This window comes from Oceanimonas smirnovii ATCC BAA-899 (genome assembly GCF_000381965.1).
Lineage (GTDB): Bacteria > Pseudomonadota > Gammaproteobacteria > Enterobacterales > Aeromonadaceae > Oceanimonas > Oceanimonas smirnovii.
This window is the reverse complement of sequence record NZ_KB908458.1, coordinates 102,480-128,774: the sequence shown is the minus strand read 5'-3', so window position 1 is coordinate 128,774 and position 26,295 is coordinate 102,480. Positions and strand designations below refer to the sequence as shown.

27 protein-coding genes are annotated in these 26,295 nt (G+C 57.7%); 10 read left to right on the top strand and 17 right to left on the bottom strand.

Annotation, left to right across the window (positions count from 1 at the left end):
• Positions 1-11: 11 nt before the first annotated feature.
• Positions 12-1,028, top strand: a complete 1,017-nt coding sequence (gene dctP, locus G364_RS0107490) for a TRAP transporter substrate-binding protein DctP (RefSeq protein WP_019934526.1) — start codon at positions 12-14, stop codon at positions 1,026-1,028.
• Entirely contained in the window at positions 1,028-3,589 is a 2,562-nt protein-coding gene (locus tag G364_RS0107485; protein WP_019934525.1) for a sensor domain-containing diguanylate cyclase, read from the top strand. The genes dctP and G364_RS0107485 overlap by 1 nt, the downstream gene beginning before the upstream one ends.
• On the opposite strand, the gene murQ is transcribed toward G364_RS0107485, so the two are convergent.
• The 7 genes from murQ to gmk form a co-directional block, all read right to left on the bottom strand.
• Entirely contained in the window at positions 3,590-4,498 is a 909-nt protein-coding gene (murQ, locus tag G364_RS0107480; RefSeq protein WP_019934524.1) for an N-acetylmuramic acid 6-phosphate etherase, read from the bottom strand.
• A gap of 10 nt (positions 4,499-4,508) precedes the next feature.
• Positions 4,509-5,609, bottom strand: a complete 1,101-nt coding sequence (locus G364_RS0107475; protein WP_019934523.1) for an anhydro-N-acetylmuramic acid kinase — start codon at positions 5,607-5,609, stop codon at positions 4,509-4,511.
• 14 nt (positions 5,610-5,623) lie between these two features.
• Complete coding sequence (locus G364_RS0107470) at positions 5,624-6,418, bottom strand: Cof-type HAD-IIB family hydrolase (protein WP_019934522.1); 795 nt, start codon at positions 6,416-6,418, stop codon at positions 5,624-5,626.
• Between the two features lie 15 nt (positions 6,419-6,433).
• A complete protein-coding gene (locus tag G364_RS0107465) occupies positions 6,434-7,474 on the bottom strand; it encodes an alpha/beta fold hydrolase (protein ID WP_019934521.1) in 1,041 nt (346 codons plus the stop codon).
• 60 nt (positions 7,475-7,534) lie between these two features.
• The gene (gene spoT / locus G364_RS0107460; protein WP_019934520.1) at positions 7,535-9,643 is read right to left on the bottom strand and encodes a bifunctional GTP diphosphokinase/guanosine-3',5'-bis pyrophosphate 3'-pyrophosphohydrolase; all 2,109 of its coding nucleotides are present in this window, start codon (positions 9,641-9,643) and stop codon (positions 7,535-7,537) included.
• A 90-nt stretch (positions 9,644-9,733) separates the two neighbouring features.
• Complete coding sequence (gene rpoZ / locus G364_RS0107455) at positions 9,734-10,009, bottom strand: DNA-directed RNA polymerase subunit omega (protein ID WP_019934519.1); 276 nt, start codon at positions 10,007-10,009, stop codon at positions 9,734-9,736.
• A 49-nt stretch (positions 10,010-10,058) separates the two neighbouring features.
• On the bottom strand, positions 10,059-10,688 hold the full coding sequence (gmk, locus tag G364_RS0107450) for a guanylate kinase (protein WP_026344763.1): 630 nt from the start codon (positions 10,686-10,688) through the stop codon (positions 10,059-10,061).
• A gap of 317 nt (positions 10,689-11,005) precedes the next feature.
• On the opposite strand from gmk, the gene G364_RS0107445 reads away from it, so the two are divergent.
• Positions 11,006-11,311, top strand: coding sequence for a DUF6482 family protein (locus tag G364_RS0107445; protein ID WP_019934517.1), 306 nt, complete (start codon positions 11,006-11,008; stop codon positions 11,309-11,311).
• Here the strand turns inward: G364_RS0107445 and G364_RS0107440 are convergent.
• From G364_RS0107440 to G364_RS0107425, 3 genes are all read right to left on the bottom strand, one after another.
• Positions 11,302-13,260, bottom strand: a complete 1,959-nt coding sequence (locus tag G364_RS0107440; RefSeq protein ID WP_019934516.1) for a methyl-accepting chemotaxis protein — start codon at positions 13,258-13,260, stop codon at positions 11,302-11,304. The genes G364_RS0107445 and G364_RS0107440 overlap by 10 nt on opposite strands.
• Before the next feature lie 446 nt (positions 13,261-13,706).
• The gene (locus G364_RS16435; RefSeq protein WP_019934515.1) at positions 13,707-14,513 is read right to left on the bottom strand and encodes a glycosyltransferase family 32 protein; all 807 of its coding nucleotides are present in this window, start codon (positions 14,511-14,513) and stop codon (positions 13,707-13,709) included.
• An 88-nt stretch (positions 14,514-14,601) separates the two neighbouring features.
• Positions 14,602-15,465 (bottom strand): YicC/YloC family endoribonuclease, encoded by an 864-nt coding sequence (locus G364_RS0107425; RefSeq protein WP_019934514.1) that lies wholly within the window; start codon positions 15,463-15,465, stop codon positions 14,602-14,604.
• A 153-nt stretch (positions 15,466-15,618) separates the two neighbouring features.
• Here G364_RS0107425 and rph point away from each other — a divergent pair, with 153 nt between their 5' ends.
• Positions 15,619-16,341 (top strand): ribonuclease PH, encoded by a 723-nt coding sequence (rph, locus tag G364_RS0107420; RefSeq protein WP_019934513.1) that lies wholly within the window; start codon positions 15,619-15,621, stop codon positions 16,339-16,341.
• A gap of 46 nt (positions 16,342-16,387) precedes the next feature.
• Entirely contained in the window at positions 16,388-17,029 is a 642-nt protein-coding gene (gene pyrE / locus G364_RS0107415) for an orotate phosphoribosyltransferase (protein ID WP_019934512.1), read from the top strand.
• A 52-nt stretch (positions 17,030-17,081) separates the two neighbouring features.
• On the opposite strand, the gene mscS is transcribed toward pyrE, so the two are convergent.
• Genes mscS through coaBC form a run of 4 tightly spaced genes read right to left on the bottom strand, consistent with a single transcriptional unit; the run spans position 17,082 to position 20,240 of the window.
• The gene (gene mscS / locus G364_RS0107410) at positions 17,082-17,936 is read right to left on the bottom strand and encodes a small-conductance mechanosensitive channel MscS (RefSeq protein ID WP_019934511.1); all 855 of its coding nucleotides are present in this window, start codon (positions 17,934-17,936) and stop codon (positions 17,082-17,084) included.
• Between the two features lie 41 nt (positions 17,937-17,977).
• Positions 17,978-18,577, bottom strand: a complete 600-nt coding sequence (gene slmA, locus G364_RS0107405) for a nucleoid occlusion factor SlmA (protein ID WP_019934510.1) — start codon at positions 18,575-18,577, stop codon at positions 17,978-17,980.
• Positions 18,578-18,589: 12 nt separating this feature from the next.
• Entirely contained in the window at positions 18,590-19,045 is a 456-nt protein-coding gene (gene dut, locus G364_RS0107400; protein WP_019934509.1) for a dUTP diphosphatase, read from the bottom strand.
• Positions 19,032-20,240 carry a bifunctional phosphopantothenoylcysteine decarboxylase/phosphopantothenate--cysteine ligase CoaBC gene (gene coaBC / locus G364_RS0107395; RefSeq protein WP_019934508.1) on the bottom strand — a complete coding sequence of 403 codons (1,209 nt, stop codon included), beginning with the start codon at positions 20,238-20,240 and terminating at the stop codon, positions 19,032-19,034. Before coaBC ends, dut begins: the two co-directional genes overlap by 14 nt.
• Before the next feature lie 116 nt (positions 20,241-20,356).
• On the opposite strand from coaBC, the gene radC reads away from it, so the two are divergent.
• From radC to mutM, 4 genes are all read left to right on the top strand, one after another.
• The gene (gene radC / locus G364_RS0107390; protein ID WP_019934507.1) at positions 20,357-21,031 is read left to right on the top strand and encodes a RadC family protein; all 675 of its coding nucleotides are present in this window, start codon (positions 20,357-20,359) and stop codon (positions 21,029-21,031) included.
• A gap of 132 nt (positions 21,032-21,163) precedes the next feature.
• A complete protein-coding gene (gene rpmB, locus G364_RS0107385; RefSeq protein ID WP_014291125.1) occupies positions 21,164-21,400 on the top strand; it encodes a 50S ribosomal protein L28 in 237 nt (78 codons plus the stop codon).
• An 11-nt stretch (positions 21,401-21,411) separates the two neighbouring features.
• Positions 21,412-21,582: a 50S ribosomal protein L33 gene (gene rpmG, locus G364_RS0107380; RefSeq protein ID WP_019934506.1), complete on the top strand. Its 171-nt coding sequence runs from the start codon at positions 21,412-21,414 to the stop codon at positions 21,580-21,582.
• A gap of 93 nt (positions 21,583-21,675) precedes the next feature.
• Complete coding sequence (mutM, locus tag G364_RS0107375) at positions 21,676-22,488, top strand: bifunctional DNA-formamidopyrimidine glycosylase/DNA-(apurinic or apyrimidinic site) lyase (RefSeq protein ID WP_019934505.1); 813 nt, start codon at positions 21,676-21,678, stop codon at positions 22,486-22,488.
• Positions 22,489-22,828: 340 nt separating this feature from the next.
• On the opposite strand, the gene coaD is transcribed toward mutM, so the two are convergent.
• Positions 22,829-23,314: a pantetheine-phosphate adenylyltransferase gene (coaD, locus tag G364_RS0107370; RefSeq protein ID WP_019934504.1), complete on the bottom strand. Its 486-nt coding sequence runs from the start codon at positions 23,312-23,314 to the stop codon at positions 22,829-22,831.
• 78 nt (positions 23,315-23,392) lie between these two features.
• Between coaD and G364_RS0107365 the strand changes: the two genes are divergently transcribed.
• The gene (locus tag G364_RS0107365) at positions 23,393-24,412 is read left to right on the top strand and encodes a glycosyltransferase family 9 protein (RefSeq protein ID WP_019934503.1); all 1,020 of its coding nucleotides are present in this window, start codon (positions 23,393-23,395) and stop codon (positions 24,410-24,412) included.
• Here G364_RS0107365 and G364_RS0107360 read toward each other — a convergent pair.
• Both G364_RS0107360 and G364_RS0107355 read right to left on the bottom strand, forming a co-directional pair.
• Positions 24,381-25,157, bottom strand: a complete 777-nt coding sequence (locus G364_RS0107360; protein ID WP_019934502.1) for a glycosyltransferase family 2 protein — start codon at positions 25,155-25,157, stop codon at positions 24,381-24,383. The genes G364_RS0107365 and G364_RS0107360 overlap by 32 nt on opposite strands.
• Entirely contained in the window at positions 25,154-26,215 is a 1,062-nt protein-coding gene (locus tag G364_RS0107355) for a glycosyltransferase family 9 protein (protein ID WP_019934501.1), read from the bottom strand. Before G364_RS0107355 ends, G364_RS0107360 begins: the two co-directional genes overlap by 4 nt.
• Positions 26,216-26,295: the final 80 nt, after the last annotated feature.

The window sequence follows — 26,295 nt, the reverse complement described above, 5'->3', positions numbered from 1 at the left end:
CAGGCGTGTTAATGGATTATCTCTCCTCGCTGTTTCAAAAGGCCGCCATGGCCATGCTGTGGTTATGCGCTGCTGGTGTGGTTCAGGCCCAGGTGCCCGTGCTGCGCATTTCTGCAGAAAACACCGTCGACCATGTTCAGACAAAAGCCATAGCCCGTTTTGCCGCGCAACTGGAGCAGGCCAGCAACGGCCGTCTTAAGGTGCGTTTCTATCACGGTGCTCAGTTGTTCCGTGACCGGGACGTGATTGCCGCCCTCACTACCGGTAAGGTAGACATGGCGGTACCCGGCATGTGGCAGCTGGATCGCTATGTGCCTGATGCCGGCCTTTATATGCTGCCGCTGTTTTATGGCCGCCCGCCCGAGGTGCACTACCGGGTGCGGGACGGTGCCATAGGCCGGGAAATAAACCGCCGTATTGAAAACAACCTGAATGTGGTTGTGCCCGGGCGCTGGCTGGATCTGGGCTATGCCCACCTTTACTTCACCGAACAGCGGATCAGCGAACACAAACAGCTGACCGGGCTGCGTGTGCGCGTGCCCGGGGGTGCTGCCAACCGCAGCCGGCTGGATGCCTTCAGGGCCGATCCTGTGGTGATTCCCTGGCCCGATGTGCCCAATGCTTTGGCGCGGGGCAGGGTTCAGGGTTTGCTGTCTACTCACGAAACCGTGCGCAGCGCCGCCCTGTGGACCCGGGGTATTCGTTATGGTTTTGAAGACCATGAATATTTTGCCCAGTATGTACCCATGATAAGCCGGGATTTCTGGCAGTCCCTGCCGGCAGATTTACAACAGCAGGTGCGCCACAGCTGGGAGCAGATAGTGGATGATCAACGCACGGCCGCCGCGTCAGCCCAGCAGCAGGCCCGGCAGGCATTGCTGCAAAACGGCATTGAAATTGTCACTCCCGATGCTGATACCCTGGCGGAATGGCGACGTATTGCCCGCCGGCTGGAGCCGGCCATTATCAAGGAGATGAATATCGATACTGAACTGGTGCAGCAGGCACAGCAGGCGGTGACAGACTAATGCTGCACCGCCCCTTTCACTTTTCCGTTTCCAGCGGGCCGCGGAGCACCCGGCTCGGCCGTACCATTATGCTGAGTGTGGTGCTCTTGCTGGCACTGATGGCCGCTATTCTTGGTCAGGGGCTGTATCTGGATCATCGTAATATACTGCGCAGCGCAGGGGAGCGGTTACAAACTCAGCTGCGCGCTTTTGGCAGTGCCACCGACATTGCATTACTGTCGGCAGAGCATGCTCTGAGCCGAAGCAGCCATGAGCTGGAGCAACATTCTGGCCAGCCATTATCCGGCCTTGAACTGCGCCGGCTGCTGTTGCACAACCTGGCCCGGGCTCCGGCACTGAGCAGGCTGGCATTGTTCGATGATAAGGGCAGTCTGGTGGCAACCGCCGGAGAGGATGCGGGCACGGCTGATATGCCGCCCTGGGTTGCTGCCGGACTGCAGGCAGGCAGCCGCTCTTTTTCCGGTATTGCTCAGGGGCAGCTGGGGGTGGCGCTGCGGGTGTCGGCCCCGGATGCCGGCGGCGTGCTGCTTGCTCTGTTGGATCAGGAGCGGATTGCTGCCGAGCTGGAAAGCGGAGACGGCTTTGAGGGGCAGCATCTTATGCTGCTTGATATGCAAAACCGGTCTGTGCTGCTGGCGGGGGCCGGACCGCATCAGCAAACATTGCTGCGCCAGTTGCAGGAGCAGCAGGCACCGGGAGAGTTTTCCGGCTTTGGCACTCAGCTGGTGCAGGGGCAGGACTATTTATTTGCCATTCGCCAGCTCAGTCAGCAGCCGGTGCGGGCCTTCAGCGCCATTGAACGCAGCCGGGTGCTGCACGGCTGGTATCTCAGGGTGGCGATTAGTACGGGCGTTTTGCTGCTGGTTCTGGTGCTGACGGCGTTATTTTTGCGCCAGTGGCGTAACAGCAGCCGGCGTGAACGGCAGATAATGAATGATCTTGCGCACCTGCATCAGGCCATTGAGCAAATGCCATCTCCCATTGTGATCACTGACCTCAACAGATGCATTGTGTATGTAAATCAGGCTTTTCTGGCACATACCGGTTACTCCGGTGACGAAGTGCTGGGTATGAAGCCCAATATGCTGTCATCGGGGCGTACACCGCCGGCCACTTACCGGGCGCTATGGCGGGAGCTGAAGCGGGAGCAACCCTGGCAGGGAGAGTTTATCAACCGTATGCGCGACGGCAGCGAGCGTATTGAAAGCGTGATGATAACGCCGGTGCGTGATCTGGACGGGCGCATTGCCAGCTATTTTGCCATCAGCCAGGATGTGACCGGGCAGCATGAAGCCGCAGCCCGTCTGGTGCGCTACAAGGAAATAGTGAACGCTGCCGACGAACTGATGGCATTGGTGAGCCCTGATTATCATTATCTGCAGGTCAATAATCGCTATCTTGAATATCACCACAGAGAGCGCAACCAGATTGAAGGCCACAGCATGCAGGAGCTGTATGGCGAGACTGAGTTCAATCAGCAGATAAAACCCTTGTTTGATGGTGCCGTGGCAGGCCGCCCTTTTGTTATTGAGCAATGGCTGACCTTTGCCGGCAAGGGCCGGCGTTTTTGCCGGATAAGCGGTCATCCGGTTGCCGATACTCACCAGAATACCGAAAGTGTGGCCATTAATATTGCCGACTTTACCGAGCGCAAATTAATGGAAGAAGCGCTGCGTACCAGTGAGCGGCGCTTTCGGGTGCTGTCGGAATTTTCTCCCATGGGCGTATTTGAGGCCGATGCCGAAGGCCATAATATTTATTCCAACCGTTATTACAGCGATGTGTTGGGGCAAACCACAGAGCAACTGATGGGGGATGGCTGGACCCATGCGCTGCATCCGGATGATAAAGAAAAAATACTGAACAGCTGGCATGCCGCCGTGGCCGGACAAAAATCCGAGTGGCGCAGTGAAGGGCGTTTTCTGGACGCCGAGGGCAGACCCCGCTGGTTTCGCTTTGCGGCCCGGCGGGTGGAAGGCACCAGTTTTGAGGAGGTGCGCTACATCGGCATGGCGGTGGATATTACCGAGCAGGTACAGCACAGAGAAATTCTGGAGCAGAAAAACCGGGAGCTGGAGCGGCTGTCTACCACAGACGCGCTGACCGGGCTGATTAACCGGGGCCGCACAGAGCAGATGCTGGCTGAGGAAATTCACCGGTATCACCGTTATGGCACCAGTTTTGGTCTGATTATGCTGGACGTGGATCACTTCAAGCAGGTAAACGATACCTGCGGCCATGAAGTGGGCGATCAGGTGCTGTGCCGGCTGGCGAAGCTGATGCAGGAGCATACCCGGCTAAGTGACTGCCCGGGCCGCTGGGGCGGTGAAGAGTTTCTGATCCTCTGCCCCAACACCGATCTCAAGGGGGTGCAGCAACTGGCAGAAGCCCTGCGGGAGCGCATTGCGAACGAAGGCTTTCCGGTTATTGGTCAGCGCACCTGCAGCTTTGGGGTGACCGTGATTGGTCCGGGCGACAATGCCAAAGCGCTGCTGGTACGGGCCGATGAGGCGTTATATAGGGCCAAGAGTGGTGGCCGTAACCGGGTGGAAGTGTCCTGATCACAGCGCACGGCGCAGCACGCCATTATGCTGCTGCAGCCGCTGGCGGGCCTCATCGGCACTCAGGCCGGTGAGCAACATTAAAATGGCGGGTTTTACCTCGTTGCCGGCATTTGCCAGGGCTTGTGCTGCTGTGCTTTCATTCTCGCCGGTGGCCTGCATTACAATACGAATGGCGCGGGCTTCCAGCTTTTTATTGCTGGCGTGTACATCCACCATCAGGTTCTGATAGACCTTGCCCAGCCGCACCATGGCAGCGGTGCTGAGCATGTTCAGCACCAGTTTCTGGGCGGTGCCGGCCTTCAGCCGGGTGGAGCCGGTGATCACTTCCGGGCCCACCTGCGGCTCTATGGCAATGGCGGCTTCGCGGCCAATGGCCGAGCCGGCGTTGCAGGCCAGTGCCACAGTGCCGGCACCCAGGCTGCTGGCATAGCGCAGGCCGCCCATCACATACGGCGTGCGGCCCGAGGCGGCAATGCCCACCACCACATCTTTTTTGGTCAGGCCAAGGTTGCGCAGATCCTGCTCGCCTTGCTGCTCGCTGTCTTCGGCGCCTTCCTGAGCCCGGAACATGGCCGCCTCGCCGCCGGCAATCAGGCCGGTGACCATGCCATAAGGCACACTGAAGGTGGGTGGGCATTCGGCCGCATCCAGCACTCCCAGCCGGCCGCTGGTGCCGGCACCGGTATAAATTAACCGGCCACCGCGGCGCAGGGCGGTTTCAATCAGTTCAACGGCGTCGGCGATGGCCGGCAGCACGGCGGCAATGGCCGCGGGCACGGTCTGATCCTGCTGGTTCATCAGGGTCACGATTTCCAGCGCGCTTTTGGTGTCTATGTCCAGGGTGGCGGGGTTGCGGCCTTCAGAGGCCAGCCGGGCCAGATCCTGCAGCAGCGGGTTGTTGGGCATAAGTGTCTCGTCAGTCGGGAAAGTGAATGGCACCCAGCACGGCGGGGCGGCTGGCACCGGTGGCTTCGGGCAGGTTGCCCGGCAGCCGGTGCAGGGTCTGATGGGCCAGCCAGGCAAAGGCCATGGCTTCCATGGCGTCCATATTCACCCCGGCCTCTGTGGTGGTGGCAACCCGCCAGCGGGGCAGCAGGGCGGTCAGCCGCGCCATTAACAGCGGGTTATGGCCGCCGCCGCCGCACACCAGCAGCTCGCCCGCGGGCAGGGCGCTCAGCTGCTGCACCAGCGCGGTGGCAGTCAATTCCGCCAGGGTGGCCTGCACATCGGCCACGGCTTCCTCTCCGGTCAGATGCGTGTTCAGCCAGGCCTCGTTAAACAGCTCACGGCCGGTGCTTTTGGGGGCCGGCAGTGCCAGCCAGGGCTCGCTCAGCAGGCTGTTCAGCAGGGCGGGCAGCACCTTGCCCCGGCGGCCAAGGGCAGCGTCTTTGTCAAAGGGGGCACCGGTATGCCGGCGGCACCAGGCGTCCATCAGCATATTGCCCGGGCCCACGTCGTAACCCAGCACCGGACGGCCCGGCATCAGAACACTGATATTGGCAATGCCGCCGATATTGGCCACTACCCGCAGCCGCTGGGGGTGGCTCAGCACTTGCTGATGAAAGGCCGGTACCAGCGGCGCACCCTGACCGCCCAGGGCCATGTCTTTGCGGCGAAAATCGGTAATGGTGGTAATGCCGGTCAGGGCGGCAAGGCGGTTGCCGTCGCCAAGCTGCAGGGAAAAGGGCAGTGCGGCATCGGGCTGGTGCCACACCGTCTGGCCATGGCAGCCAATGGCGCAGACATCACCGGCAGTCATGCCGGTTTCACCCAGCAGCTGCAGAGTTACTTCTGCATAGGCCTGCCCCAGCGCCACATCCAGCTCGCCCCACTCGCGGGCGGTCACGGCATCGCCGCTGGCGAGGGCCAGCAGCCGCTCCCGCAATGCGGGCTCAATGGGTGCGCCGGCGCTGGCCCTCAGCGTGATTTCACGGCCATTGGTAGCCACCAGTACGGCATCTATGCCGTCCAGACTGGTGCCGGACATAATGCCGATATAATGTTCCATGTGCTGCATTGAGAGTATCCGGATCAAAGCTGATAGAGGCGCGCCAGATAGCGGGCTACGCCGTCTTCATCGGCGCTGAGGGTGCGATCATGGTGGGGCAGGGCGTCCTGCAGCCGGGTGTGGGCATTAGCCATGACTACGCCCTTGCCGGCACGGCGCAGCATTTCATAATCGTTCATGCCGTCACCAAAGGCGATCACCCGTTCCAGCGGTGTGTTGCGCTGCTTTGCCAGCGAGGCCATGGCCGAACCCTTGTTCACCTCGCCGTGCATCACTTCCAGGCAAATGGGCAGCGAAAACGTGATATTGAGCCGGTCGCCGAAGTGGGCCAGCAGCATGTCTTCCACCTTTACCAGCTGATCGTGATCGCCGGCGAAGAACACCTTGTCAATGCCCTCCATGCTCAGGCGGCGCAGGTCGGTAACCCGATAGCGAAAGGCGCTGTCGGGACTGAAGTCGAGCAGTACCGGCAGCGGCTCTTCCACCAGCCAGTGATCGCCCTGATAAAGGTTAAGGTGCACCTCGGGCAGGCGAAAACGAAACAGCAGATCTTCCACCATCTCCGGCGGTATGCTGCGGTTATGCAGCAGCTTATCTTGTGCGTCGTGAATGCGGGCCCCGTTGCTGGTGACCAGAGTGACGTTTAATCCGAGCTGATCACGAATGGCGCGCACATCCACATGATGGCGGCCGGTGGCCACAATAAATTCCACGCCCCGGCGGGTCAGCTCGTGCAGCACCTCACGGGTATAGCCGGAAATACGGTGCTGGCTGTTGAGCAGGGTACCGTCCAGATCCGAGACGATAACGTCATACATATCAGGCTCCTGAGGTTATGGATGGCGTTCAAAGAAGTCGAGAATGGCGTTCAGGGCCTGCTGGCGCTGGCGGTCCTGCTCAATAAACAGCTCATGAGATGCTTTGTCTATGATCAGCGGGCCGCCGCCGGCACAGTGCCCCAGCGCCCGGCAAAAGCGGCTCTGGGCGTTGTTGTCTACCACCACGTCCTGGCTGGCCTGCAGCACCAGCACAGGGGCGGCAATGCGTCCGGCATCGGCTATGGCTTGGTCACCGGCGGCCAGCCCCTGTGCCAGCCACTGCAGGCTGACGCCGCCCAGCTGCAGCTCAGGGCGCTGCCGGTACAGCTCACGGAACAGCCGGTAGCGCACTTCACTGTGAGTCAGCTCGTTGTCGGCAAAGGGCGTTTCTTCATAGCCGCCCTGACCGGGCGCATAACAGGCTTCGTGACCCAGCCAGCGGCAGCCGGTGCCGAGCACAGTCACCAGCCCATCCGCCAGCCAGCGGGGCAGAGGGCCGAGATAAATGCCCATCATGGGTGAAGACAGCGCCGCCGCCTGCACCCGCACTTGGGTTTGCGCCAGCCACTGCGCCAATATGGTGCCGCCCATGGAATGGGCCAGTAAATACAGCGGCTGCGGGCCGGCGGGCCGCACCACCTGCTGCACAAACTGCTCCAGATCCTGCACATAGTCATTAAAGTCGGTGATGTGCCCCATAATGGGATCGGCGGTAAGACGCTGAGCCAGGCCCTGGCCGCGATGATCGTAAAGGTAAACGTTATAGCCGTTTTCAAACAGATCCCGGGCCAGCTCCTGATATTTGAGATAAGACTCGGTGCGTCCGTTCACGATAATCAGGGTGCGTTCATGTTCGGGGTGAGTGAGCGCGGCCCAGGGCAGGCTGATGTTCTGATGGCCGGAAAACTGGCTTTCGGTGGCGTGGGTCTGCCAGTATTGCTGCAGACCATCAAGACCGAGGCCGGTGAGTTCGGCCTCGGTGGTAAAGGTTCTGGTCTGAGCAATGGCAGTATTCATGGCAAGGCAGACCCCAAGCAGAAACAGGCGGGCAAGCATGGCGGCTCCGGACGGTTCTTGAATGATAAGAATGCTTCCAGTGTAGCCCTCTTACCTGTGTTACTTACGCTGGCGATACACCTTGAGCACGTTGGGCGTAACCCGAATCTTGCGCATGATATTGGCCAGATGAATGCGGCTCTTGGTAGTGATCAGCAAATCCACCACATAAACACGGCCGTCTTTTTCTTCGGTGGCGATGCTGTGAATATTGGCACCGGTGGCGGCAATCACATTGGCCAGCTCTGCCAGAGCACCCTGATGGTTGATGATTTCGATGGCGATTTCGGTTTTGAACTCATAGTCGAAATCCTGCTCCATATCCCACTGTACCGGCAGGTATTTATCGGGCTCTTTGTTATAGCCGCGAATATTCTTGCACGACTCCAGGTGCACCACCAGACCCCGGCCCGGGCTGATGTGCGCCACTATGGGATCACCGGGAATGGGGCGACAGCAGTTGGCAAAGTTCAGCAGCATGTCGTCGGCCCCGCGAATGGGCATTTTCTTGACGGCTTTCGGGCTTTCGGCAGGAGCATCGTCCAGCAGCCGGCGCGCCACTACCACGCTCATGGCGTTGCCCAGGCCAATATCGGCCAGCAGATTGTGAATGGAGCCGTGTTTGGTGTCCTGCAGCACCCGCTCCACCCGCTCCACCGGAATATCTTCCAGGTTTTTGGCACCCAGCGCGTGGTTAAGCAGGCGTTTGCCCAGCAGTACCGACTCTTCGGTGCGCAGATTCTTGAGAAACTGACGAATTTTGGTACGGGCGCGGGAGGTCACCACAAAGTTGAGCCAGGCGGCGTTGGGCCGGGCACTGGGAGCGGTAATGACTTCTATGGTCTGGCCCGAGTGCAGCGGCTGGCTGAGCGGATAAGGCTGACGATCCACCCGGGCACCCACGCAGGCATGGCCAATGTCGGTGTGCACCGCATAGGCAAAGTCGACCGCGGTGGCACCGCTTGGCAGCTCAAGAATACGGCCTTCCGGGGTGAACACATAAATTTCATCGGGGAACAAATCGGTTTTGACCCCTTCGATAAACTCAAAGGAGGAACCGGCGCTCTGCTGCAGCTCCAGCAGGCTTTGCATCCAGCGCTGGGCCCGCACCTGTGCCGTGGTGCCCGAGGCTTCACTGTCCTGTTTATAGGCCCAGTGTGCCGCCACCCCTTTATCGGCCATCTGATCCATGTATTCGGTACGGATCTGCACTTCCACTGGCACCCCATGCGGACCCACCAGAGAAGTGTGCAACGACTGATAGCCGTTGGTTTTGGGAATGGCAATATAGTCCTTGAACCGGCCCGGCCGCGGCTTGAACAGAGTGTGCATCTGGCCCAGCACCCGGTAGCAGGTGTCTATGTCTTTTACGATCACGCGAAAGGCATAGATATCCATAACCTCGTGAAACTGCAGCTCTTTTTTCACCATCTTGTTATAGATGGAGAACAGGTTCTTTTCCCGGCCCTTTACCTGTGCCTCTATATGAGCGTCGTCCAGCCGGCCTTTTATCTCCGCCAGAATGGACTCGATAATTTCACGGCGGTTACCCCGGGCCCGGCGCACCGACTCCCGCAGCACACGGGTGCGCATGGGGTAGAGGGCTTCCAGGCCCAGCTCTTCCAGCTCGTTCTTGATGCTGTGAATGCCCAGCCGGTTAGCAATGGGGGCGTAGATTTCCAGGGTTTCCCGGGCAATGCGGCGGCGTTTGTCGGGACGCAGAGACCCCAGCGTACGCATATTATGGGTGCGGTCGGCCAGCTTGATCAGAATGACCCGAATATCTTGGGTCATGGCCAGCACCATTTTGCGGAAGTTCTCGGTCTGGGCTTCTTTGCGATCCCGGAACTTGAGCTTGTCGAGTTTGGAGACGCCTTCCACCAGTTCGGCCACATCGGCACCAAACTGCTGCTCGAGCATTTCCCAGGTGACCGGCGTGTCTTCTATGGTGTCGTGCAGCAGCGCGGCCATCAGGGTTTCCTGATCCAGGTGCATTTCACACAAAATGCGGGCCACGGCAACGGGATGGGTAATATAGGGTTCACCACTGGAGCGGGTTTGCCCCTGGTGAGCATCGCGGGCAACGATGTAGGCAGCTTTAAGCTGCTCCATCTGCTCGGGCGGCAGATAGGTGACGGCGATTTCTTTCAGTGGTTCAAACAGATACAAGAGAATACCCCGACAAACAAGGCCGTTGACACGCGCTGCAGCAACAAGGGGCCCGCATGGCGCGGGCCCGTCAACAAGGCAATGGCGGTGTTAGCCGCGGCCTTCGGTAATGGCAGCCACAGCTGCCAGCTCGGCGGCTTCCATTTCCTGCTGTTCCTGACGATCCTGGGCGTCCATGACGGCGTGGTTAACCAGACCTTCTTCAATTTCGCGCAGGGCAATAACGGTGGGCTTGTCGTTTTCTTCTTCTACCAGCGCATCTTTGCCCTGAGTAGCCAGCTGACGGGCACGACGGGCTGCAACCAGCACCAGATCAAAACGGTTGCCAACCTGTTCTACGGCATCTTCAACAGTAACGCGGGCCATAACAGACTCCAATGATTAAAAAAGGTGCAAAATTCTAATGGATATTAGCTTATTCCGCCAGTAGCCGGGAAAGCAAGCTCTGGTAACGGGCGGCCTGCTTGCCGGTGTTAGCGCGCTCAGCCTGAACAATGGCGCTGAGCTGATTGAGCGCATGCTCAAAATCGTCGTTCACCAGCAAATAGTCATATTCGTGATAGTGAGACATTTCCGACACTGCCTTGGCCATACGGCCCTTGATTACGTCGGCGCTGTCTTGCTGGCGGGCGTTCAGCCGGCGCTCCAGCTCTTCGCGGCTGGGGGGCAGAATAAAAATGGACTTGGCCCCGGGCGACTGCTCCCGAATCTGACGGGCACCCTGCCAGTCGATGTCGAGCAGAATATCAATGCCTTCTGCCAGCTGCTGATCAATCCATTCACGGGATGTGCCATAATAGTTGCCGAACACTTCGGCCCATTCATAAAAGGCACCCCGGTCGATCAGGGTTTTAAAATCAGACTTGTCGGTAAAGTGATAGTGCACACCGTTTTCTTCACCCGGGCGAGGGGCGCGGGTGGTGTGCGATACCGATACCTGCAGCCGGCCATCGGTACTGGGGCGGTCGAGCAGAGCCCGGATCAGGCTGGATTTGCCCGCACCGCTGGGGGAAGAAATAATAAAAAGGGTACCGATGTGCGCCATAGTATTTGCCCGTTCGTGATACGTATCCAGCCACCGGCTGGGATCAGGGGCGGCCAATCCTACCAGAAAGACCGGCATAAAAAAATGGCCGCTGCAAAGGCAACGGCCAATTAAAAAGTAACTATAGCTTGCTGCGGAAGTGCCCTCCACGCAGATTTCATTATGATCAGCACGTCGGTTCGGCTCTATCAGTTTTTTCCTGCCGAAAACTTCGTAATTTCCGAGTTATTTTTTTACGGAAACTGATCGGTAAGCCTTGGAGCAGAACACCGGTCTGATAAAAGAATTTGTGTTGAACCTGTAAAAAGGAGTTTTTTATGTGGGAACTGAACACGCTGCTGACCCGGGGCACGAACATAGACACCCTGTTCGTGCACTCCCATGATATGAGCCTTTATACTCTTGAAGCCCAGCTGGGTGAAGAGCGCCGGACTTTAGCAGAAAATGGCCGTGTGCTGTCGTTTCGCAGCATAGAGCACGTCCGTCAGCGTCTGGCCGGATTAAAGGTGACCCGATGCGTGCTGGTGCAGGCCTCGGCCTATCAGGAAATGTGCGGCCAGGCCCCCGCTGCACCACCCATGGAGCTGGAAATGAGCTGGCCCGGCTGGCAGGCTCAGCACTGAAACACCATGACTTTTTCCCGCAGCTGACCTACCTGCAGGCTTAAATGCTGACTGGCACCGGCTGCCTGCTGCACCATGCTGCTGGCCCGGGCACCCTGTTCGGCCAGATGTTGCAGGCCTTCATGGATCTGGCTGATGGCCTCCTGCTGAGCGCGGGTGCTGGTGCTCATGCTGTTATTGATGGCGAACACCTCTTCCATGCGCAGGCTCATATTGTGCAGTTGTTCGCGAGTGCTGGTCAGGCTGTTTAAACCCTGATGGGTGCTGTTGGCGCTTACGTCCATCTGCTCGGCTACCTGCAGGCTGGCTGTGCGTAAGTTATCAATAATACTCTGAATTTCCGTAGTGGAGCTTTGGGTGCGCTGAGCCAGCTGGCGCACTTCATCGGCCACCACTGCAAAGCCTCGGCCATGCTCTCCGGCGCGGGCCGCTTCAATGGCGGCGTTCAGTGCCAGCAAATTGGTTTGATCCGAAATACTGCGGATCACTTCCAGTACATGCAAAATGTCGTCACTGTGCCGGCGCAGCGCTTCCATGTGGTTTTTAGCGTCCAGCATATCCTGCTCCAGACGACCGATGGCAACATAACTTTGTTCCAGCTGTTGCTCTGCTGCCTTGAGCACGGCATTGCCTTCTTCCGAATATTGTCCCGCCTGACCGGCATTGCCGGCCACCTCGGTGACCTGGCTGGTGATGTTGTGCATGGCCTGAGTAATCTGCTCCAGTGCCGTTTGCTGCTGATTAAACGAGTCGCTGGCCTCGCTGGCACCGCCATGCAATTGAGTCACCACGGCTTCAGTTTCGTCACTGACGTGATGCACTTCGCTGAGGGTTTGCCGCAGCCGGGCGATTAGCCGGTTCAGTTGCTCGCACAGTTCGCCGATTTCCGCCTGATCCCGGGTTGTAAACCGTGTTTTCAGATCCAGATGGCCGGCAATATCACTGATCTGGCTGCGCAGCGCATTCAGCGGCGCTATCAGGGCTCCGGCCATGGGATAAAGCAGGGCCAGTCCGGCGGTCAGCAACAACACAGCTATACCAAGGGTAAACAGCTCGTTGCGGCGAATTTCCCCGTAAATATCGGCGGTGGGCACTTCGGCCACCAGAAAGCGCTGCAATGCCGGAATCCACAGAGCACCCACAAACAGCTCTTTTCCTTGTTGTTCCATGCGAATAATACGGCCCTGCTCTTGCTGCTGGCTCAGCAGGGTTTTCAGTGCCGGCTGCTGGCTTAAATCGAGCGCTCCGGCCTGAGACATATCAGGATGAATATCCACCAGACCCGACGGCTGCACCAGCATAACGCGGCCTTCAGCCCCGATGCGAAACTCTCTGATAAGCGCGGCCAGCTGCGCCATGTTCATGGCACCGCCGGCCACGTTCAGGGGCTGCCCCTGTAAGTTTTCGGCTTCGCTGCGGTAGTTCACAAACATCAGCAACTGCTCGTTACTGAAGGCGTTGGTGTCGAGATTAAGCTCAAAGGGTTGCTTGCGTTGCAGATAATCGAAATACCAGGCGTCGTCGGCATTGTCGGCCGACATGCTACGCCAGTGTAGCTCACCATTTTCATAATGATGATAACGCACCTGGCCCCCATAGTTGGTAGCCATAAACACAGCGCTGGCGCTTAGCGAACTCAGAGTCTGGGCCATGGCAGCCTTCATGGCGGGCAGTTGCTCCGCCGGTGAGCCGGCTTTAATCCAGTCCAGAATAAAGGGATTGTTAACCAGCGCCTCAGAGCCGGTAATGGCCACATTTAACCGGGACTGAATTTGCGCGGCGATGGCCGACAGGGCAGTGGGCAGCTCGTCTGACTGCAGACGCGCCAGCCGGTCCCGGCTGTTAAACGAAGATTGCAAAATAACAACCAGCAAAACCAGCACAGCCAGCAACAAGGCCATGGCGGTAAACAAACGGGTACGCATGCTAAGGCGGTGCCAGCGATTCATCTTCTTCTCCCTGAAGTACACCGGCATGCCTTGCCGGCGGTGCTCGTTTTGTTTTATTAAATGTTGCAGACGTTATTGATGCTTCTGTACGCAACCTGGTAGTAATTTGAGTCCTTTTTTGCAACAAGTACAGTGCAATCTGAGAAACGAAATAAGATTTCGTGAAGCGGGTGCAATCGTGGAGTAATCGTCGGGGGCAGGGTTAACGCTGTTTTGGAAGGCCAGAGCCAAGCACCCGTCACAGAAGTGCCGCACAGGCCAATGAAAAACTCCATGAAGCTCACCACGCTGACCCGCTTAGAGGGTGTACCCAGCTTTGATAAAGTCGAGAAAGTGTATAAAGAGGCCATGGTATGAGCGTATCAATTCATACCATGGAAGCTGTGCATTGTGACAGCAACGCAAACTAACGCCGAGGGAAAGACGTTTGCTCTCGGCGATGGAAATCAGTCGTTGCCGGGTTTTTCTTTTGCTGGTGGATTCTGCCGCACCACATCGACCTTGTGTTGCTCCTTGGTCCATTTGCCTTGAGGCTTGTCGATGTACTGAAAGTGCTCGTTGGTAAAGCTGCCCTGGCTGCAGGTGTGGCGATACCAGGTGGTGGGCACTTGTTGGTAGTTGAGCACGCTGTTGAATACGCCCGGGCCGGTCAGGTTGTATACGCCCTGAATGGTGTTTTCCCGAATATTGGTGAGCACCTGTTCAATCAGTTTCTGCAGATTGGGGTTATTCGGTTTGCTGGCAATAAAGTAATTAGTGAGTTCGTTGTTTTTGCGAATGATATACAGCTCTTCATGCTCAGGGCGAATGGTGTAACCCAGCGGCCACACGGCATGCGCATCAATATCCAGATACACTCCGCCGTACTTTTGCAGCACCAGAATACGCCAGAAATCGGCCTGAGAAGCCCCAATTTGCAGCCGGGAGTAAGCTTCAAAAATCTCCGGAGAGTAGTTGGCTTTCACAAACGCAGCCCGCGCCTCTGTGATCATGAAGCGATACTCAAAAGTGGGCGACATAATGCGGTTGAACAGGTAGTTAAGATAAACCGGCAGGGTGGCTTTATCGGTGTAATTGGTCTGCCAGATGATGCGGGGGATGGCCCTGTCCGCGCCTTTAATCAGCGCCCCGGAGCGCGCCGGCAGGGTAAAACGCTTGTCTGGAAAAAAGTAATGAAAAGCATAGCTCAGCACCTTGGTGATGTTGGCAGCAAGCTTGATGAGTCGGTTGGCAATAACAATGTGCGCCTTCACGGGGGCTCCTGTGGCATTAACGGCCTTAAGACCAGGTTACTTTAGCACGCCAGGGCCCCGTTTTTAGCAAGCCGCGAGGCCAGATTTTTTATTCGATGTTCTGGATCTGCTCGCGCATCTGCTCAATCAGCACCTTCAGCTCCACGGCGCTGGCGGTGATGTCGGCATTGATAGACTTGGATCCAAGTGTGTTCGACTCCCGGTTGAATTCCTGCATCATAAAGTCGAGACGCCGGCCGCAGGGGCCGCCTTTTTTCAGGATCTTGCGGGTTTCGGTGATGTGAGCGGTGAGCCGGTCCAGCTCTTCGGCCACGTCTACCTTCTGGGCCAGCAACACCATTTCCTGCTCCAGCCGCTGAGCGTCCAGCTCAATTTTGGCTTCTTCAAAACGGTCCCGCAGGCGCTGGCGCTGCCATTCCATAATGGCGGGCATATTGGCGCTCACTTTGGCCACTTCCTGCTCAATGCCGGCCAGGCGCTGTTCTATCAGGACCTTGAGTTTGTCGCCTTCGCTGGCCCGGGCAGCCAGAAAGTCGTTAATAACGGTGTCCAGCCCGTCCAGCAGGGCCTTGCCGATGGCGTCCATGTCCTGCGCCTGGGTTTCCATTACGCCGGGCCAGCGCAGAATATCTACCGGATTCAGAGAGCCCTGGCCGGCCTTGTCCATGACCCAGGTGGCCCCTTCAATCAGCTGCTCGGCCAGCGCCCTGTTAATGTGCAGCTCGCCCTGGCTGGCCTGATTGCTTTCAAAACGCAGGGCGCATTCCACTTTGCCCCGCTGCAGTCTGGCACGCAGTTTTTCCCGCACCATGGGCTCCAGGCCACGAAACTGCTCAGGCAGCCGAGTGTAGGTTTCCAGATAGCGCTGGTTTACCGAGCGAAGCTCCCATACGGCGGTGCCCCAGTCCTGTTTGAACTCCTGCCGGGCAAAGGCGGTCATGCTGTGGATCATGTGATTCCTGCTGTGTGTTAAAAGGTAATCATGAAGTGTGACACAGCCGGGCGCGGTCGCCAATGTCGGGCCGCATGCATTGGGCCGGCGCTTTCTTTATAATGCTCCGGTTTGCCCGCCGGGCAGCACCACTCAGACCAACAGGAGAACACCATGACCGAACGAGCGTCAGGACGAGCGGCAGACGAAATTCGCCCCGTTACCATTACCCCTAACTATACCTGTCATGCAGAAGGCTCTGTGCTGGTGGAATTTGGTCACACCAAGGTGCTGTGTACCGCCTCGGTAGAGAAAGGCGTGCCGCGCTTTTTGCGCGGCAAGGGCCAGGGCTGGGTGACCGCCGAATACGGCATGCTGCCGCGCTCCACCCACAGCCGTATGGACCGGGAAGCCGCCCGGGGCAAGCAGGGTGGCCGCACCATGGAAATTCAGCGGCTGATTGGCCGCTCGCTGCGCGCCGCCATGGATCTGGACAAGCTGGGTGAATACACCATTACCGTGGACTGCGACGTAATCCAGGCCGACGGTGGCACCCGCACCGCCGCCATTACCGGTGCCTGTGTGGCTCTGGCCCATGCTCTGAACTGGATGAAGGCCGAGGGCATGATAGTGCACAATCCGCTCAAGACTCTGGTGGCCGCCATTTCGGTGGGTATTGTGGACGGCCAGCCGGTGGCGGATCTGGAATACACCGAAGATTCCAAAGCCGACACCGACATGAACGTGGTAATGACCGCCGAAGGCCACATGATTGAGGTGCAGGGCACCGCCGAAGCAGCCCCTTTCAGCCACGACGAGCTGCTGGCCATGCTGGCACTGGCGCGCAAGGCGGTGAATGAGCTGGTGGAGTATCAGCGCCAGATGATTGCCGGCTGAACACGGCCAGCCTCTTAACTTATTGAATGACATTGCGGAGAGCAGAATGAAAGCCTACCAGCGAGAGTTTATTGAATTCGCCATGAGCAAGCAGGTGCTGAAATTTGGCGAATTTACCCTGAAGTCGGGGCGCAAGAGCCCTTATTTCTTTAATGCCGGCCTGTTTAACAGCGGCCGGGATCTGGCCCGTCTGGGTCGTTTCTATGCTGCTGCTCTGGTAGATGCGGGCGTTCAGTATGACGTGCTGTTTGGCCCGGCTTACAAGGGGATTCCCATTGCCAGTGCCACCGCAGTGCAGCTGGCGGAAGTGTACGATCAGGACGTGCCTTACTGCTTTAACCGCAAGGAAGCCAAGGATCACGGCGAAGGCGGCAATCTGGTGGGCAGCCCTCTGGCTGGTCGCATTATGCTGGTAGACGATGTGATCACCGCCGGCACCGCCATTCGTGAGTCCATGGACATTATTCAGGCCAACGGTGCCGAACTGGCCGGTGTGCTGATTGCGCTGGACCGGCAGGAAAAGGGCAAGGGCGAGCTGTCTGCCATTCAGGAAGTGGAGCGGGATTACAACGCCGAGGTGACCGCCATTATTACTCTTGGCGATTTGATCGAATATCTGAGCGAGCAGCCGGAGATGAGCGAGCACCTGGAGCGGGTGCGGGCTTACCGGGAACAGTACGGTATTTAACAAACAATAAAAAAGCCGCTGAAAGCGGCTTTTTTGTAAACTGACCTTATGTTCAGGCCTTGTCCTGCTTGAACAGATGCACATCCATCTGCGGAAAGGGTATACCGATATTATTGGCATCCAGCTCGTTCTTTATTTTTTCCAGCAGATCGAACTTCAGATTCCAGTAGTCTTCCGCCTTCACCCAGGGGCGCACGATAAAGTCCACCGAAGATGCACCCAGCTCATTTACCGCAATGCGGCAGGCCGGCTCTTTCAGCACGCGGGGCTCTTCTTCAATAATACGGGTGAGCACCTCTTTGGTGAGCTGAAGATCGGCACTGTAAGATACGCCAATTACCAGGTCCAGCCGGCGGGTGCTCTCTTTGGAATAGTTGACGATTCTGTCATTAAGAATTTTGGAGTTGGGCACCACAATCATGCGGTTATCCGGGGTCATCAGAATAGTGGTAAAAATCTGTACCGAGTGCACTGTGCCGGCAGTGCCGGCGGCCTCAATGTAGTCGCCGGCCTTGAAGAAGCGAAAGCCAATCAGCAGCACGCCGGCGGCAAAGTTGGACAGCGACCCCTGCAGCGCCAGACCAATGGCCAGACCGGCAGCACCCACCACGGCCACAAAAGATGCGGTTTGCACTCCTACCCGGCTGAGGGCGGCAATAATCACAAAGGCCAGCAGGCCATATTTGAGCAGGCTGGTCACAAAGTCGGAAATAGTGCTGTCAACATTGCGCGCCTTGAGCACCTTGTTCATGCCCCCGGTCAGCATGCCCACAGCAATAAAGCCGATGATCAGAGTGATTAACGCAGCAGCAATATTGACGGTATAACGAATAATCAGCTCCTGATTGTTCACTATCCAGCTTTGCGCATCCTGTAAAAAAGCGGCATTAAGCAGTTCGGTTTCCATTCTGTCGTGCCTCGTTGTTATTGAAATAAAGGAAAGCGTGGTTACACCGCTGCCAGCTGCCGGTGCAGCAGTTGCCAGTGGCTGTCGAAATGTTCTGTGGGCTTTTTACGGAACTGGCTGCGCACATACTGGTTAATGCGGCCTTCCATATAAGCCAGCAGCAAAGTGGCCAGCACGGTTTCGCTTTCGGCATAGCCCTCGCCCTGATACAGGCGGCGTTCCCGCATAATTTGCTTGAGCTGAGTTTCCAGCCGTTCAAACAATTGGTTGATGCGGGCCAGCAGGCGTTCGTGTTCGCCCTGCAGCGCATCACCGTTCAGCAGCCGGGTAATGCCCGGGTTGCGTTCACAAAATCCCAGCACCAGCTGCAGCAGGTAGCACAGCCGCAGATTGCTGTCTTTTTCATCCTGCATGATCAGATTAATGCGGGAGAACAGCGCCTCTTCAATAAAGTCGATCAGCCCTTCAAACATACGGGCCTTGCTGGGAAAATGCCGGTAAAGCGCGGCTTCCGACACACCTACTTCTGCTGCCAGCTTGGCGGTGGTAATGCGCTGGCCCGGGCTGGTTTCCAGCATGTGCGCCAGTGCCTGCAGAATTTGCTCCCGCCGGTTTTTCTTATTTGCAGTGGTATTGGCCATGAAACTGTCCGGTTAGTGGCGGCCGGAAGAGCCGAAACCGCCTTCTCCGCGCTCGCTTTGATCAAAGTCGTTCACCAGCGTGAATTGCGCCTGTACCACCGGCAGAATAACCAGCTGAGCAATACGCTCTCCGGGGGCAATGGTGAAACTGTCTTTACCACGGTTCCAGCAGGATACCATCAGCTGGCCCTGATAGTCGGAGTCAATCAATCCCACCAGGTTGCCCAGCACAATGCCATGTTTATGGCCCAGACCGGAGCGGGGCAAAATGGTGGCGCACAGCCCCGGATCCTGAATGTGAATCGCAAGGCCGGTGGGCAGCAGCTGAGTGTCGCCGGGGGCCAGAGTGAGCGGCTCATCCAGACAGGCACGCAAATCCATGCCGGCGGAGCCAGGGGTGGCGTAGGCGGGCAGGGGAAAGTCGGTGCCTACTCTGGGGTCTAGAATTTTCAGTTCAATGGATGTCATGGTATCGCTTCGCAATCAGTGTCAGTAGTTGTTCGGCCAGCGCGGTTTTATCGGCCAGCGGCAGACGATGCTGCCCGCCGGGCCAGAACAGGGTTAATGCATTTTGGTCGCTGTTAAAGCCACGATCGCTGCCGGATACGTCATTAGCGGCGATCATGTCGAGATTTTTGCGCGTGAGTTTATCAAGGGCGTATTTCTCCACCTCCTGAGTTTCCGCAGCAAACCCTATGGTAAAGGGCTTTTGTGGCAGAGCCGCGACCGTGGCCACTATGTCGGGATTTTTGGCCAGCTCCACTACCATATTATCGGCATGAGTCTTCTTGATCTTGTGCGATGCCACCATCTTGGGGGAATAATCGGCCACGGCGGCGCAGGCAATGAAGATATTCTGCTCAGCAATGCCGGCCATCACGGCGTCAAACATGTCTTGTGCGCTTTCCACATCAATGCGATGCACGCCGGCGGGAGTGGCAAGGTGAACCGGACCGCTGACCAGCGTAACCTCGGCACCCAATGCCCGGGCGGCAGCAGCCAGGGCAAAGCCCATTTTGCCCGAACTGTGGTTAGAGATATAGCGCACCGGATCCAGGGCTTCACGGGTGGGGCCGGCGGTCAGCATGAGTTTTACGCCGGCCAGGGGCTGTGCTTTGGGGGCAAAGTGCTGCTCCACGTTTGCCACCAGCGCCATGGGCTCCAGCATGCGCCCCGGGCCCACATCGCCGCACGCCTGCTCTCCCTGTGCCGGGCCCCAGATATAAGCGCCCCTGTCCTGCAGGGTAGCCAGGTTGGCCTGAGTGGCGGCATGACGATACATTTGCTGGTTCATGGCCGGAGCCACCGCCAGCGGGGCCGCGGTGGCCAGGGCGACGGTCGTGAGCAAATCGTCCGCCATGCCGGCAGCCAGCCGGGCAAGTGTATTGGCACTGGCAGGGACAATCAGCAGCAGGTCGGCCCATTTGGCCAGCTCAATATGGCCCATGCCGGCTTCGGCTGCCGGGTCGAGTAACGCATCGGATACCGGCTCACCGGACACAGCCTGCAGGGTAAGCGGCGTAATAAATGCCTCTGCTGAAGCCGTCATGATGACTTTGATCTCGGCTCCCCGCTCTTTCAGCCGGCGCACCAGCTCGGGCACCTTATAGGCAGCAATGCCGCCGCTCATGCCGATAACAATGCGTTTTCCTGCAACAGACATAACGGTGTTCTCCTTAAATCTTGCCGGCAAGATTATCACAATCACTGACGGCTGTGGTCTTTGGACTAGGCTTAAGCTTCAGATTCAAATGTGTTGGTTCTGACAGGAGAAACAGCATGAGCATCAGAAACTGGCCGGAAGACGAACGCCCGCGGGAAAAACTGCTGAGCCGGGGAGCGGCCAGCTTGTCGGATGCGGAATTACTGGCCATTTTTTTGCGTATTGGCACTAAAGGCATGGATGCCGTGACTCTGGCTCGCGTATTGCTGGAGCAGTTTGGCTCGTTACGAGCGCTGTTGCAGGCAGATATACACCAGTTCTGTGAAGGGCCTGGGCTGGGGCCGGCCAAGTTTGTGCAGTTGCAGGCCTGCATGGAGCTGATGCGGCGCTTTCTGGACGAGCGGTTAAAGCGGGAGCACGCCCTGACCAGCCCCGATTTAACCCGGGAGTTTCTGCAGCTCAAGCTGAGAGATCAGCCCCGGGAAGTGTTTGCGCTGCTGTTGCTGGATAATCAGCACAGAGTGATTGAATTTAACGAGTTATTTTATGGCACGCTGGATGCCGCGGCGGTCTATCCGCGAGAAATCGTCGCCCTGGCGCTGAAACGGGGTGCTGCCGCTGTGATTTTGGTGCATAATCACCCGTCCGGAGTGGCCGAGCCCAGCCGGGCGGATCGCATGATCACCGAGCGTATACAGGCCGCCCTGGGGCTGCTGGATATTCGCGTGCTGGACCATCTGGTCGTCGGCGATGGCGAAACCGTATCTTTTGCCGAACGTGGCTGGCTTTAAATTGCCGCGCGTTTGGCTTGTTGTTGATCTCGAGCTGAATTTGCTGTATAAATTGCCGCCTTATTTTGCCCCGAAAGACGGCCAATCGGGGTATCATTGCTCGAGCAAAAGTAAGTTTTGGAGAAGACTGACATGTCTAAAGTATGCCAAGTAACTGGTAAGCGGCCAGCTGTTGGTAACAACCGCTCTCACGCGAATAACGCCACCAAGCGTCGCTTCCTGCCCAACCTGCAAACTCACCGTTTCTGGGTTGAGAGCGAAAAGCGTTTTGTAAAACTGCGCATCACCACCAAGGGTATGCGTATTATCGACAAGAAAGGTATCGACAGTGTCCTGGCTGACCTGCGTGCCCGTGGCGAAAAGGTCTAAGGAGATAACTCATGGCTGCTAAAGGTATTCGCGAGAAAATCCGCCTGAACTCCAGCGCTGGTACTGGTCACTTCTATACCACTACCAAGAACAAGCGCAACATGCCCGAAAAAATGGAAATCAAAAAGTTTGATCCCGTTGTTCGCCAGCATGTGATCTACAAAGAAGGCAAAATCAAGTAAGATTTTACCCTCTTAAAAACCCGGCTTCGGCCGGGTTTTTTTATGCCCGCAGCACCGGCTATACTGCCGCCGGGATACCTGAAGGAGACAGTGATGCCGGAGTTACCGGAAGTGGAAGTGAGTCGTCTGGGCATTACCCCGCATCTGCTGGGGGAGTCTGTGATGCGGGTGGTGGTGCGTAATGCCAGCCTGCGCTGGCCGGTGCCGGCAGAGATACAGGAACTGGCCGGTCTTACCGTGACCGGCATACGCCGCCGGGCCAAATATCTGTTGCTGGAAACCGACTGGGGCACCGCCATTCTGCATCTGGGTATGTCCGGCAACCTGCGTGTGCTGCCCCATGGCACCCCAGCGGGAAAGCACGATCATGTCGATATTGAGTTTGCCAACGGCAAGCTGCTGCGGCTGAACGACCCGCGTCGCTTTGGCTGCCTGTTGTGGACCCGCGAGCCTGCAGAACAACACCCGCTGCTGGCGAAGCTGGGCCCGGAGCCGCTCACCGATGATTTTAACCATGATCATTTGTTTACCCGCAGCCGGGGCCGAAAAACGGCCGTTAAGCAGTTTATTATGGATAACCATACTGTGGTGGGGGTGGGCAATATCTATGCCAATGAGTCATTGTTTGCGGCGGGTATCCACCCTCAGCGGGAAGCGGGCAGTATCAGCCGGGCACGTTATGTGAAACTGACGGAAGAAATTAAAACCGTGCTGGCCCGCGCTATCGGCCAGGGCGGCACCACGTTAAAAGACTTTACCGGCAGTGACGGCAAGCCCGGCTATTTTGTGCAGGAGCTGCAGGTATACGGCCGGGCTGAGCAGCCCTGCGTGCACTGCGGCAGCCTGCTGAAGGAAATCCGCATGAATGGCCGCAGCACTGTGTTTTGCGGGCGCTGCCAGCGTTGAAAAAACCGCCGTTTGTCATAAAGCGCATACTCGTCGGCCAAAGTGCACTACTTCGCCGGCACGCCGTAAACCCATCCGTGGGAGCTCCGCTGCGCCTTCCCTGGCGCAGAGGGCGCGGCGAAGCAGACACCCTTTGTCCTCCTCAGGTGAGCAAGGAGCTGACGGTTAGCATTCGACAGTCAGCACAGATGCTTCTCAAAGCGGCAGCGGGGATTGCCGGAGCCGACCATAAAATGCCACGGATGGCATTTTCGAGCGTTACATGGAAGTACTTGTAGCGTGTCGGCGGAGTGCAACCGCGCTGCCGCTTTGCGTTGCGGGTTCGCACAAAAGCGAGCGTTTACCCCAGCTTTTGCGCGATGGCCTTGCGCACGGCATCGGGCACGAACTGGCTGATATCGCCGCCATGAATGGCCACTTCCTTTACCAGGGTGGAGGAGATAAAGGAATTTTCTTCGGCCGGGGTGAGAAACACGCTTTCCAGTTCCGGCATCAGCCGCCGGTTCATGTTGGCCAGCTGAAATTCATACTCAAAGTCCGATACCGCCCGCAGGCCCCGTACCAGCACGGTGGCGTTATGATCTCTGGCAAAGTCCACCAGCAGGCCGGAGAAGCCCACCACGGTCACATTGCTCAGCTGTGCATGGGCAATCACTTGCTGCACCAGCGCCACCCGTTCGTCCAGCTCAAACATGGGCCGTTTGCTCGGGCTGAAAGCCACGCCCACAACCACTTCGTCAAACAGTTGTGATGCCCGTTCAATCAGGTCCAGGTGGCCGTTGGTAATGGGATCGAAAGTGCCGGGGTAAATGACCCTGATGCTCATGTCGGTTCCTTATAAACAAAAACAGAGAAAAAACTTTAAGGTAGAATACCCCAGCAAATGAGCAAGCGGGAGCGCGGAATGAAACGAATACTGGTGGTACGTAATGACAAGATCGGTGACTTTATGCTGGCCTGGCCGGCTTTTGCCATGCTGAAGGCGTCTCTCGACTGCCATATTACCGCTCTGGTGCCGGGCTATACTCAGCCGCTGGCTGCACTCTGTCCCAGTATTGATGATGTGCTGATTGATCCGGGCAAGGGTGGGAATGCTGAAGCACAGAGCGATCTGCTCAAGCAGCTTGAAACCGGTAATTTCGACGCTGTTATCTGTCTTTTTTCTAATTTTCGCAACGCCAGGCTGATGTGGCAGGCGGGCATTGCTCAGCGCTGGGCACCGGCCACCAAGCTGGCCCAGCTGCTGTATAACCACAGGGTAAAACAACGCCGTTCCGAATCGGCCAAGCCGGAGTATGAATACAATCTGGATCTGGTGCGCGCCTTTCTGGCTAAAAATGGCATTGCGCCGGTGGAGCCGGTCGCCCCTTATCTGAGCTTTGACGCTGCTGATCTGGCCGGTTTTCGTAAGCAGCAGGCTGAGCGCCTTGGCATTAACGCTGAGCAGCCCTGGCTGTTGGTGCATGCGGGCAGCGGCGGCTCGGCCAATAATCTGAGTGCGGGGCAATATGCCGGACTTATTAACCGGCTGAAGGCGGACTTTCCTGTGGCGCAAGTACTACTGACCGCCGGCCCGGGAGAAGAAGCGCTGGCCCGGGAGGTGGCCGGCATGGTGAGTGAGGGAGCTGTGGTAGCCAGTGACCTGCCGCTGCCTGATTTTTGCCGGCTGCTGGCCTGTGGCCAGCTGTTTGTGGCCGGCAGTACCGGACCGTTGCATATTGCCGCTGCGCTGGATGTGCCTACGGTGGGCTTCTTTCCCCTGCGCCGCTCCGCCACACCACTGCGCTGGCGGCCGCTGAACAGCGAGGGCCGCCATCTGGCCTTTCATCCGCCGGCAGGGGCCGAAGCGGAAGATATGAGCAGTGTGAATGTGAACGCCGTGGCTGAAAAGGTTACTCCCTGGGCGGCGTCGTTTCTGTCCTGATCCACAGATCGGCGTATTTCACAAAGGTGGAATGCGCCGACAGCAGGCATAGCAGCAGGCCCTGCCTGCCATCAAGAAAACCGGCCTTCACCACATACATTTTCATAAAGCAGCCAATGCCGTGCAGCAGGCCCTGAGTGAGTGAACTTTTTTTGCCCCGCTGCTGGCGTTGTTCGGCCCAGGCGGCAGCATAACCGGCGGATTTCACCAGATAATGCTGTAAATCACGGTAGGTGTAATGCAGCAGATCACCGGTAAGCGGCACTATGTGTATGCCCGGGCCAGTCTCCACCTTTTCATGCACCAGGGCGTCGTTATAGCCGGTCAGTGCCTTGGGGTAGAGCCGCAGCACTCTGTCGGGATACCAGCCGCAGTGGCGAATATAACGGCCAAACACCCAGGACAGCCGCGGAATGGAATAAACTGTATTGCTGGAAGGGTTATTCAGCACTGCCTCTATACTTTGGCGCAGCTCCGGTGTGACCCGCTCGTCCGCATCTATCCACAGCACCCAGTCGGAATTCACCTTGCTTTGAGCCAGCCGGCGTTGAGGGCCAAAGCCCGGCCACTGATCATTCACAAAAAAGCGGGCACCGGCAGCCTCTGCCACCGCCTGAGTATTGTCTGTGCTGCCCGAGTCCATCACCACTATCTCATCCACCCAGCTGAGAGTGGCAAGGCAGTCGGCCAGGTTGTTGGCCTCGTTTTTAACGATCAGCACGGCGGCGAGGGTAGGACGGTTCATGACGGCTCCTGTAACAGATTAAAGTCGTGGCAGATGCGGTCAAACTGTGCGGTGACCTGCTCAATGGTAATGCGCTGCATGGCATTTTCGTCCTTTACCCGGGTTCGCCAGGGCAGCTCGGCGGGCGTTTTACCGGTTTCTGCCAGCAGGGCTTCTTTGTACACACTAACCACATAATCCCGGCAATAATAAGGGCCAGTACGGGCCGGGTTATGATGGGCATAGAGCCCCAGCACCGGCGTGCCGGTGAGGGTGGCCATGTGGGCCGGACCGGTGTCGGGTGCCACCACCAGGCTGGCGCTGTTAATCAGTGCCATCAGCTCGGGCAGGCTGGTTTGGCCAACCAGATTTTCGTCGATATTTGCCGTTAGTTGCTGAATGTTCGCTGCCAGATCCTGCTCCATTCTGGCCGGGCTGCCAATCAGTATGACCTTCATCCCTTTGTGATGAGCATGATCGGCCAGCGCGGCATAGCCCTCAGCGGTCCAGTTCTTGTAGGCCTTGCTGGCAGCGGGGCAAATCAGCAGCAGCGGACGCTGATCCCGGTGTTTAGCAGCCAGTGTTTGTGCTTCAGGGTCAATGGGCCAGCTCCACCGGGGCCTGGTATCCGTTACTCCCAGCGTCTTGCCAAAGCTCATAAAGCCGTCGGCCACATGCTCTCCTTCAGCCGCTACCTTCAGATTGGTAAACAGCCACTGGCCATCTTTGGCCCGCTCCCGCTCAAACCCGAGCCGGTAGCGGGCGCGAATGCCCATGCTGGCAATGCTGGCTCGTATGGCTGCCTGCATATGCAGCAGGGCATCAAAGCGGCGGCCGCGCAGTTGTTGCCACAGGGTGGTATAGGCCCGCCAGCCGTCACTTTTGTTGAAAGTAATAATTTCAACATTATGCAGCTGACTTAACAGCCGGGCTTCCACCTTGCCGGTCACCCAGGTAATGCGGGTCTGGGGCCACTGGCGCTGAATGGCCTGCACCAGCGCAACCGCATGACAGCAGTCGCCAATGGCGGATAAACGCAGCAAACACAAGGATTCGGGTGCCGAGGTAAACACTGCCATAAAGAAACTCTTGTAGATTCCGGACCGAGCATTATGCAAAGCCTTTTCAGCCATGTAAAATTCAGCTTTTCGCTGGGGGA

Coding starts and splice junctions, on each gene's coding strand:
- G364_RS0107425 (WP_019934514.1), bottom strand. CDS start 15,465: ATGATCCACAGCATGACCGCCTTTGCCCGGCAGGAGTTCAAACAGGAC.
- coaBC (WP_019934508.1), bottom strand. CDS start 20,240: ATGTCTGTTGCAGGAAAACGCATTGTTATCGGCATGAGCGGCGGCATT.
- G364_RS0107470 (WP_019934522.1), bottom strand. CDS start 6,418: ATGTATGACGTTATCGTCTCGGATCTGGACGGTACCCTGCTCAACAGC.
- murQ (WP_019934524.1), bottom strand. CDS start 4,498: ATGCCCAACAACCCGCTGCTGCAGGATCTGGCCCGGCTGGCCTCTGAA.
- gmk (WP_026344763.1), bottom strand. CDS start 10,688: ATGGCGCACATCGGTACCCTTTTTATTATTTCTTCCCCCAGCGGTGCG.
- dctP (WP_019934526.1), top strand. CDS start 12: ATGGATTATCTCTCCTCGCTGTTTCAAAAGGCCGCCATGGCCATGCTG.
- mutM (WP_019934505.1), top strand. CDS start 21,676: ATGCCGGAGTTACCGGAAGTGGAAGTGAGTCGTCTGGGCATTACCCCG.
- G364_RS0107355 (WP_019934501.1), bottom strand. CDS start 26,215: ATGGCAGTGTTTACCTCGGCACCCGAATCCTTGTGTTTGCTGCGTTTA.
- G364_RS0107485 (WP_019934525.1), top strand. CDS start 1,028: ATGCTGCACCGCCCCTTTCACTTTTCCGTTTCCAGCGGGCCGCGGAGC.
- coaD (WP_019934504.1), bottom strand. CDS start 23,314: ATGAGCATCAGGGTCATTTACCCCGGCACTTTCGATCCCATTACCAAC.
- mscS (WP_019934511.1), bottom strand. CDS start 17,936: ATGGAAACCGAACTGCTTAATGCCGCTTTTTTACAGGATGCGCAAAGC.
- G364_RS0107360 (WP_019934502.1), bottom strand. CDS start 25,157: ATGAACCGTCCTACCCTCGCCGCCGTGCTGATCGTTAAAAACGAGGCC.
- G364_RS0107365 (WP_019934503.1), top strand. CDS start 23,393: ATGAAACGAATACTGGTGGTACGTAATGACAAGATCGGTGACTTTATG.
- G364_RS0107475 (WP_019934523.1), bottom strand. CDS start 5,609: ATGCAGCACATGGAACATTATATCGGCATTATGTCCGGCACCAGTCTG.
- pyrE (WP_019934512.1), top strand. CDS start 16,388: ATGAAAGCCTACCAGCGAGAGTTTATTGAATTCGCCATGAGCAAGCAG.
- G364_RS0107440 (WP_019934516.1), bottom strand. CDS start 13,260: ATGAATCGCTGGCACCGCCTTAGCATGCGTACCCGTTTGTTTACCGCC.
- rpoZ (WP_019934519.1), bottom strand. CDS start 10,009: ATGGCCCGCGTTACTGTTGAAGATGCCGTAGAACAGGTTGGCAACCGT.
- rpmB (WP_014291125.1), top strand. CDS start 21,164: ATGTCTAAAGTATGCCAAGTAACTGGTAAGCGGCCAGCTGTTGGTAAC.
- G364_RS0107465 (WP_019934521.1), bottom strand. CDS start 7,474: ATGCTTGCCCGCCTGTTTCTGCTTGGGGTCTGCCTTGCCATGAATACT.
- G364_RS0107445 (WP_019934517.1), top strand. CDS start 11,006: ATGTGGGAACTGAACACGCTGCTGACCCGGGGCACGAACATAGACACC.
- slmA (WP_019934510.1), bottom strand. CDS start 18,577: ATGGCCAATACCACTGCAAATAAGAAAAACCGGCGGGAGCAAATTCTG.
- dut (WP_019934509.1), bottom strand. CDS start 19,045: ATGACATCCATTGAACTGAAAATTCTAGACCCCAGAGTAGGCACCGAC.
- rph (WP_019934513.1), top strand. CDS start 15,619: ATGACCGAACGAGCGTCAGGACGAGCGGCAGACGAAATTCGCCCCGTT.
- rpmG (WP_019934506.1), top strand. CDS start 21,412: ATGGCTGCTAAAGGTATTCGCGAGAAAATCCGCCTGAACTCCAGCGCT.
- radC (WP_019934507.1), top strand. CDS start 20,357: ATGAGCATCAGAAACTGGCCGGAAGACGAACGCCCGCGGGAAAAACTG.